Origin of the sequence: Prosthecobacter sp., assembly GCF_014879935.1 — a bacterium.
Taxonomy (GTDB): Bacteria; Verrucomicrobiota; Verrucomicrobiia; order Verrucomicrobiales; family Verrucomicrobiaceae; genus Prosthecobacter.
Genome location: NZ_JACSRD010000041.1, coordinates 1 through 8375 on the forward strand (window position 1 = coordinate 1; position 8375 = coordinate 8375).

At 61.3% G+C, this 8375-nt stretch carries 4 protein-coding genes and 1 pseudogene; 1 reads left to right on the plus strand and 4 read right to left on the minus strand.

What is annotated here, in order from left to right; all coding sequences use genetic code 11:
- A pseudogene (locus IAE77_RS00735) lies at positions 1-343 on the plus strand (hypothetical protein); the annotation flags it as partial.
- A gap of 703 nt (positions 344-1046) precedes the next feature.
- Here the strand turns inward: IAE77_RS00735 and IAE77_RS00740 are convergent.
- From IAE77_RS00740 to IAE77_RS00755, 4 genes are all read right to left on the minus strand, one after another.
- Positions 1047-1271: a hypothetical protein gene (locus IAE77_RS00740; protein WP_294220373.1), complete on the minus strand. Its 225-nt coding sequence runs from the start codon at positions 1269-1271 to the stop codon at positions 1047-1049.
- A 3-nt stretch (positions 1272-1274) separates the two neighbouring features.
- Positions 1275-2165: a hypothetical protein gene (locus tag IAE77_RS00745; RefSeq protein ID WP_294220376.1), complete on the minus strand. Its 891-nt coding sequence runs from the start codon at positions 2163-2165 to the stop codon at positions 1275-1277.
- A 32-nt stretch (positions 2166-2197) separates the two neighbouring features.
- Positions 2198-8143 carry an Ig-like domain-containing protein gene (locus IAE77_RS00750; RefSeq protein WP_294220380.1) on the minus strand — a complete coding sequence of 1982 codons (5946 nt, stop codon included), beginning with the start codon at positions 8141-8143 and terminating at the stop codon, positions 2198-2200.
- A gap of 30 nt (positions 8144-8173) precedes the next feature.
- Positions 8174-8375, minus strand: a 202-nt coding sequence (locus IAE77_RS00755) for a hypothetical protein (protein WP_294220382.1), incomplete at its 5' end; no start/stop codon positions are given.

Consider the following 8375-nt stretch of genomic DNA (forward strand, 5'->3'; position numbering starts at 1 on the left):
CACTGCTCGCTTTCGCCGCTGTCATCGATTGGATGCAGCCGCTCAAGAGGTTTTAAAACACTGCCTAGCGAAGTGGTTGAACAAGCTGGATGCCACGCCGGGCCGCCAGGTGTGGCACAACTACTGGGAGACAAAGCTGGAGGAGCAGCCGACGTATTTCGCGCGGCTGAACTACACGCACCAGAACGCGGTGCGGCATGGCTTGGTGCCGGTGGCGAAGGATTACCCCTGGTGCTCCGCCGCGTGGTTCGAGCAGCACACCAGCCCGGCAATAGTGAAGAGCATCTACCGCTTCAAGACGGACAAGATCGCCGACGAGTATGCCGTGGATGTGGACTGGTGAGGGGTGATGATAAGCGCGGCAGCGTCCCGGAGTGCGGTGGCAAAGAGGCAAGGGCAAAGCCCTTGCCTCGGCGACACCGCTCTCGCCGAGGCGGTTGATGTCCGAACCATGAAAAAGCGTGTGAGGGGAAAACGCGTTGGTCATGGCCCTCCGGCGGTGGTTTGGAGAACTTCAGCGTCGTTTGGCCTCACGGGAGCGGTGTCGCCGATGCCGGGTGGCTCCGGCATCTCTGCCACCGCACTCCAGGACGCTTCGCGAGGTTTAAAGCCCAAAACTCATCATTTTGAGCCAAATTGGCCCTATTTCGACCCGCAGACCCCATCCTGGCCGAGCCGGAGGGGGTCTGTGGGATGAAATACACCCTCCGGCTGGAGGGAAATGGGGTCTGCGGGAGGAAAGAGGGGCTCCGGCTGGAGCCGGGAGGGGTCTTTCATTTGGAAGAGGGATGCCTGCGTGAGCCGGAGGAGGCCTTTGACTGACGCGGGCGCAGAAAGTCCGCAGGCCGTGATGCAGACACTCCTGTCTGCACGAGCATCCCCAGGCATGGGAACCGGCTACGGACAGACAGGAGTGTCTGTCTCACGCTTTTGGGTCCGCGTCTTGACTGGCTTCTGCTGGCATTGGCAGGCTTTCCGAAGGCTTGTTAGTGTGGTTGAGTCCTCTGGACTCATGTCTGACGCAGCCGGGACGGCTGCACCACATTTTAAACGGCCTCGGTGTTCTTCTCCAGCACGACGGCGAGCCAGCCGCGGGCGGTGTAGCCATCGGCTGATCCGCCGAAGGCGGTGGTGGAGACGATCCACCAGCCTTCGGCGAGTTCGGCCTTCAGATGCTCTTCGACTTTGCCATGCTTGGCGGCGTGGCCTTTGAACATGGTGGAGCCTTCGTAGGCCATGTTGTCGAGATAGATGGTGACGAGCTTTTGCATGGCTTATTCGCTGAACCAAAGGCGTGTCACGTCATAAGGAACCACCACGGTCTGGTCATCGAGTTCCTCAAAAAGCTCCCACAAGGGCACTGGCGAAGCCTGTGCACCGGCGACGAGTTTGCGGCCGTCGTTTTGCTGGCGAAGCCACTGGATGAAGGCACCGGCATCGGCCGTCTGGCGCGGCCAGTCCATGATGCGGCGGTAGAATTTGGGATAAACCAGGCTGCCATCCTTGTCGGTTTCCGCCTTGGTGGGGATGAAGCCGGTGGTCGTGGCGTCGTGCTCCCAAACCCCAAGCTGCTCATCGCGTGCTCTTTCGCTCACTGCCTGAAATTGCGCAGCATGGGATTCATCGGTGTTTTCGTAAAAGGCGGGGTATGACCAGCCCTTGGCGGCTTGCTCGTAGTTGGCGGAACGATCCAAGATTGTTCCCACGTCTGCGGCTGAGACGATTTCGCCGTGGTTGAAGCCGGGGTCTTTGGCGAAGAGGTAGCCAAGCGGGCGGCGGTTTCCATCCATCCCGTGGGTGGCGAGCCAGCCTTCCTTCAAATGCGGGCCGCCGTTGGCCTTGAAGTCGGTGTTGGAAAGTCCGAGTGCCTGGGGATCGAAGTCGAACTGCGTGAGCAAGGCATCCCGACAGGATGCACCGAGGGGCTGCGTCTTTTCCGGCGCATCAATCGACTGGAGACGGATGTTCACACTGGTGTCACCGCTATCGTCCACCGGGACATTGGTTTTGACGGGGCCTGCATCGAAGTCACGAGCAGCGGCAAAGGCGAGGGTATCACCATCTGGCATCTGGTTTTGCCGGACGATGAAATGACCTTTGAGGATGAGGAAGGGGACGCCTCCGCGATTGCAAAGGCCGGGACGATGGCGGTTGTTTCGGCTCATGGTGGATGTGTGGCTGGGGTGGGCGTGGTGTGTTATTCAAAGACGATGCGAAAAAACTTCCCGTCCAAGGTGATCGTGAGGGTGTAGTCGATGCGCTGGTAATCGCCTTCATCGGTGATGACGGAGGCGGTTTCCCAGCCGGGGACGGTGGTCCAGCTTGAGAGGTTGCTGGAGACTTCGATGCGGGCCTGCTCGGTGATGCCTTTGGGGCGGCGGAAGGTGAGGGTGAGGTTGTTTCCGGTGCGGGCGGCGGCGAGAGGTTCGTCACTGCCGGCGTTGGGATTGCCGCCGAGGAGGTATTCGGCGTAGTTGTTGCGGCCATCGCCATCGGCATCGCCGGTGGGGCCTGTGAGGGCGCTGTTTTGGAGCTGGGAGAAGTTGAAGCGCTGCACCTGCCACTTGTTGAAGGACTGGGTGGTGCTGTTGAGGAAGAGGGCATCGGCGAACTGCGGGAAGTCGATGAAGGGATTGCGATTGCCCTGGCCGCGGGTGATGCCGCTGATGCTCACGCCGGAGTAGATGAGGTTGTTGCGGTTGCGCTCGTAATCGGTGGGCGGATGCGCCTTGTGCCAGGCGAGCAGCGTGCTGAGGACGCCGTGTGTGCCGGTGGCGCCGGTGCTGTCGGAGAGCATCAGGTCGCTGGTGAGCACATCGCCGCCGTCGTAGCGCACCATCATGTAAAGCAGGGCGCGGGCCACGACACCTTTGTCGCGATCATGCGGCTCCCAGGAGTCGCCATCTTTGAAGGACTCAGGCGCGAAGGGATCGCTGTCGAGATTGGCGCTTTCGTCGAAGACGAGGTTGGAGCGCAGGCTGTTGACCGTGTCCTTGCAGGGGAAGAGGTGGTGGATGTCGCTGTAATCGGCTCCTTCATCGCCCACGCCGTCGCTGCGCGGCCAGACGTGCTCGCGGTTCCAACTGGTGGAGGTTTTGGGCAGGTTGGCGTTGGAGTAAAGAAGGCGCACGGCGCTGCTGTCGTTCGCAGCTTCATCAATGACGCGCATCACGTCATCGACGGTGTTGTAATCAATGACGACATGGTCGTCGATGATGTTGTGAAGGGCGGTTTGCAACGCGAAGCCGGTCAATCCGGCGGCGGGGGCGTAGTAGTTCGCGAGATTGGTGCTCGGCGGAAGCGTGACGCCGTTGAGCGTGAGATTCACAAAAACGAGGTGGTGATCGGAGGCGGTGATCGCGCCGCTCATCGGATCGCCCGCGCCGGGCCAGAAGACGCCGCCAGTCGGCGCATCGAAGCCGAAGATGCTCGGCAGCGCGTAGTCCACACGCACGCCGCCGCTGAAACCGGCGGTGTCATCCGGCTGCGGGCCTGCGCCACCACCGGGAACGAAGGCTCCATTGAAGAGCACGTTGTTGATCACGCTGAGGATCGCGGGCGGTGTGCTGTCGCCTTCATTCTGATCGGCATTTTGATCGCCCACGAGCACGAAGCGCGAGTTCGGCGCGAGACCGCCACCGGGCGCGGCTGAGGTTTCCGTGTCATCGTAGATGTAGGCGCTGCTTGCAGGCGTGACGTAGTCGCTCCAGAAGCGGATCTCATCGCTGTTGCGGCGGCCGTTGTGATCGACTCCCGCTTTCCAGGGCAGACCAGCTCCCGGCGCATCAAACACGGGCGGCGTGGGATGACTGGCGAGGATGTGAACGGGCGTGCCATTCACGAGCACAGGCACATCGGCGTGATTCTTCGAGGAGAGGCGATACACATTCAACTCAGCTGGCGAATACCAATCGCCCGTGCCCGCGATGTCAGGATCATCGGGCAGCAAGGCTCCTGGCATGTCTTTCCAGAGGAATTTTTGGAAGGTGCGGATGTTCGCAGTGTCGATGGGATGCTTCGACAGCACCACAAAGGCATACTGGCCGGGGAAGGCACCGAAACCGAGCGCGTCCTCGCCGTAACCCGTCGCGCCGGGCGTGGTGACGATGGTGCCGTTGTTGTCGAGGTCGAAGCCGGAGGCGATGCCGGTGTTGGAAGGCGCGATGAAGGCATACGGGTAATAAACGGGCGCTTCACCGCTTTGACCGACTTCGAGGTAGTTCTCCTGGAAGCGTTTCAGCGCCTCGCCCTTCGCGTCGTAGTCGAATTCATTGAGCAGGAGCACGTCCGCGTTGTTGCGCTGAATGACACGGGCGATGTTCTGGCTCTGCGTGGCATTCACGGTGGCCAGATCGGTGATCAAAGCGCCCGCGGTGGCCCGGTAGTGGCTGATGTTGTAGGTGGCGACCTTGAAGCTGTTCGAGGTGGCGACGCTGGTGTTCGTGATGTTCACTGTGACCTGGCTGAGCGTGTGATTCGTGCCGTCAAAGGCCTGCAAGCGCAGTTCATGCGAGGGCTGCCAGGCCATGTCGATGGCATCCACATTCGCGATGGTGATGATGCCGGTGTTCGGGTTCACTTTGAAGGCACCTTTCTCGATGCCTTTTTCGAGGAAGCAGAGCTGGCCGCCTTCATAGAGCTGCTTGGTGGAAATGAGGCCGTTGTTCACGCTGTGCGCCTGAAGGTCGAAAAGGAACAACTCGCCCGGAGCCTCGCCGAAGAGCGAGGACACGTCGATGATGCCGGAGGATTCCCAATTGCCGACATCGCCCGGATTGGTGTCCGTGGAGCCGAGTGGCAGCACGGTGCTGCGATCGGTCTGCGTGATGCGCACCGCCGCGCCGGTGGTGGCGTTCAGTTTCCAGATGGAGGTCTCAAAACCGGCCGCGCCGAAGCTGCCTGTCTGATTGGCCTGATCCTCCTGCACATAGATGAATCCGTCGTCGGCCCAGTCGAGATTGTCCGGGCAGCGCAGACCTTCTTCAGGACTCATGAACTGGCCGCCGCCCGCGTCATCGCCATCGTAAAGGATGCGGATATTGCCCGCGGTGGGCACGGCGCTGGCATTGAAGTCGATGTCGAGGATGTAGGTGTCGCCCCAGTTATCCAGCGGATACACGCTGCCACGACCGGTGGAGGTGAAGGCGACGATGCTGCCATCCGTGGGGCTGGTGCTGAGATCTTCCGGACGCGAGAAAAGGAAGCAACCAAGGCCGGAAGCCTCCGTGCCGAGCGTGGTGTCGTTTTTATAACCCTGCGCATCGTGCCCGGCGGCGCCGGCATTGGCGATGTTTCGCGCATTCACCGCCACCCAGGTGCCGGTGCGAGTGGCTCCGGTGCCGTTGAACTGCTGCGGCGTGGTGTTGCCGTTCGTGGTCTTCCACACATAGAGCTGGCCGCCTTTGAGGCCGTTGCGCTCGACGAAGTTCGCTCCAAGCGCGGTGCTCTTTTCGCCGACGTAGAGATACAAAGGCCGCGCCTGCGCATCATCGCCCAAAAGGAAGGCCACATGCGTCGTGGTGCCGGTATCGATCAGCGCGGCATTTTCCCAGGAGCCGCGACCAAAGTCCGGCAGCGCCCAAAGATCGCCATTCGAGGTGTCGAGCGCCCAGTAGGTGCCGCCGTGCGGATGACCAAAGGCCGTCGATGTCTCCTCACCCATGATGTAAGTGCGATCCACGAGGCCGCGCCCTGCACCCCAGAGATTAGGCTCAAACAACGCGGAGGAGCAGGTGCGATCGAGGCCGCCGAGTTCGAGCTGCGCCGTGCTCGTCACCACCGTGCCGGTGCGGTCATACATGCGAGCAATGGCCAGACCGCCATCGACGACACGCCGCGTCGTTTTATCAATGTCCCAGTAGCTGATGCGAGCGCCGCCTTTCGTGATCACCGTGCCGTTCGCGAGTGTGTAAGGATAGCCAGCGGAGCCGGTGTTGGGGATTTCGATCTCGTGATTGCTGAAGACGCGCACCGTGTTCGCATTCAGCGAAAAGGCTCCGAGGCCGTCGAGCGTGCCCACAGGCGAAAAACTGCCTGCCGACGTCGGATTCAGCGCACCGGTGGCTCCGGTGATCGTGTCGCCGATGGTGAAGATGGGATTCACGACGTAGCCGCTGCCCGGAACGGCCTTCATCATCGCCGTGGAGCCGCTGCCGCCGAGCATGGCATACTTGATGCCCTCCTTGCCATTGATGTTCGAGTTGAGCTGGGCCACCACCGCGCCCGCTGGAGCGTTCTGCGAGGCGCTGAACGGCCCCAGGTTCGTGATCGGCGGCTGCGCGGTGCTGAAGTTCCACGTCGTCGTGTCGGCGATGCCGGCGAAATCATTGCCCGAGGTGTCCTCGATGGCTCCCGCGGTGATTTGCACATAATAACTGCCTGCGGACTCCAGCGAGGCCGCCGGATCAATCGTCACCGTGCCGAGATTCACCGTCACCTGCGTGCTGGTGACCGGAATGGCCTCAAACACCGAGTTGTCGCTGCTGCGGAGAATCGTGATCGCGCCGCTGCTGCCCTTTTGGACGATTTCATTGAAGTTGATGCGCAAGTTCGACGAAATCGGCAAACCGCCGCTGCCATCTGCTGGCGTGAAAAAGGCCACGGCAGGCGCGGTGGTGTCCACGCCGGTCGTTTCGTTCACCGTGAGCTTCAAAGAGGGATCGCCGGGATCAAAGGTGTTTCCTTTGCCGGAGTAGGTGATGGCCGCCATCGGCGTCGTGGCCGCGATGATGATGCTGAAGTCCTCGCCCGTGTTCAGACGCGAAACCAGCGCCGCACCCGCCGCGCTGAGATCAAGCGTGAAGGTGTCCGTGCTGCCACCAGCCTCCGGCGTGTAAGGGAATTTGCCGAGAGAAATGGGCGCGAAGGCGAACTGCGCGTTGTCGATGCCGTTGACCAGCGCGGTATTGAAAGTCTTGCCGGTGGCGGCGTCTGTGGTGAAGAAAAACTCCACCTCCGTGCCCTGCGTGAAGGTGCGGTCATTGTGCGTGAGCGTGAACTCCGCACTCTGCACGCTGGTGATCGTCGAAGCACCACTGAGGCCGAAGTCGAGCTTCGTCATATTGAAGATGCCAAGGTCAAAGCGGGCAAAGGTTCCCTGGCCGTTCCCCTCCGCATAATAGTCCGCGCTGGTGCTCGCGCCGGTGGGAAGCACACGCCAGCCGGTGGTGAAGGTTTCCGTGGCACTCGGCAGTACGGAGGCCGCGATGGTGGTGAAGTTCCACGCCGTCGCGCCACTGATGCCCGCGTAATCATTGCCCGCGATGTCCTCGATCGCTGCCGCTGGAATTTCGATGTAGTAGCCCGTGGAGTTCGCAAAGTTCGCCGAAGGCGTGATCGTCACCGCCGCGCCCGTCACCGTGACCTGCGAGGTCGTCACGTCGATGCTCTCCAAGGTCGAGTTGTCGCTGCTGCGCTTGATGAGGATGCTGCCGGTGCCTTTTTTGACATTCTCATTGAAGGTGATCGTCGGCGTCGAGGTCACGGGCACGCTCGCGGCATTGTCCAGCGGTGCAAAGGCCGTGGCGAGAGGCGGCGTGCTGTCCGAGGTCATCGTGGCGTTCACCTGGATGTTGTCGATGCGGTTGTTGCCGGTCGCATTGGTGGCCCCGCTGAGCGTGTAGCGCAGTCGCACGTTCGACTGGCCATCCACGGCGTTGATGGCGCTCAGATCGACCGTGGCGAGCGCAAAGGTCGTCGAAGTCGTCGCCGTGTTCACACCGGAGATGGTGGTGAAAGCACCGCCCGCGACGCTGTAGGACCACACACCGCTGTTGAAGCCGCTCGATGTGCCACGCGTGGCAAACGTGATGATGGGATCGCCAAAGTCCGCCAGATTGAGCTGCAACTCGATGAAGCTGTTGTTGCCCGCGTTGCTCACAAGGCTCAGTGAAGCGCCTGACGCATCAGGAGTGATCGCATTGATCGTGGAGCCACCAAAGTCATCCACAAGGCCTGTCCAGCCCGTGAGAGAAGCCGTGCCCGTGCCTTGATTCGCCGTGATCGACGTCGGCACACCGCCCGCGCCAGGCGCACTGGCCGTGGCGATGGAGAGCGAGTTGAAGTTCCAGTAGGCCACCGTGTCAGCAAGAGCACCGGAGGCGGTCATGAGCACGGTGAGGAGGGAAAGAAGAGGGCGTTTCATGAGGGCGGGAAATTCGCGCCTTGTCATTCATCACGTCTCCATCACCTTCACCGCTTCCTGCGTGAATCCTTCGACACTGCCCTTTTGTTCACGACAAAAAGTGTAACAGATGCGCACGAGAAGCATCACCCATGTAATCAAGAGCTTTAGCTTGAGAAGGTATGGCGAACGTGAAGGAGTGTATCCGAGCAGGAGGCGGAGGCAAGACTCGTTTAGCTGGAGGCGCGTGGCG